At 59.9% G+C, this 416-nt stretch carries 1 protein-coding gene; it reads right to left on the bottom strand.

Annotated elements, in window-relative coordinates; genetic code table 11:
• Positions 1-416, bottom strand: a 416-nt coding sequence (locus AC1DQ3_RS36845; RefSeq protein ID WP_477125002.1) for a hypothetical protein, incomplete at both ends; no start/stop codon positions are given.

The raw sequence follows: 416 nt of genomic DNA, 5'->3' as shown, positions 1-416 counted from the left end.
AGATTGTCCAGTGCAACAAGGGCCGCGATCGCTTCGGTTCTCGGTTTCCCGTCCTTGTCGAGCATCGAGACGTCGAAGCCCATGAACAAGGCGTTGATTCGCCCATGATCGTAAGCTGGCTCCGCGGTGTCCGGCAGGAGCGCCGTATTGGCGAAGGGTCCGCTATTTGCGGCCCCAAGCGCCGCCACCGAAACCAGCTTGCTGCTGTTTTTCCTCGGCGTGTCCAGTTCATATTGGAGCGAGTCCGGATGCCGCTGACGATACTCGAGCATCTCTTCCTTTGTTTCCAGAAGGGCGCCCATATACAGGCACAGTATCCGGCCCTTGCTCAACGTGGGGCGCCGTTCGGGATCGGCTTCGAGGGCAAACAGGCCATACTGCCCTGCGAGGATCTGTTCATGCGGGGGAAGTCCAGC

Source organism: Cupriavidus sp. 01T418 (assembly GCF_056398885.1).
The sequence above is the reverse complement of the archived record's forward strand: the minus strand, read 5'-3'. Positions and strand labels throughout refer to the sequence as shown.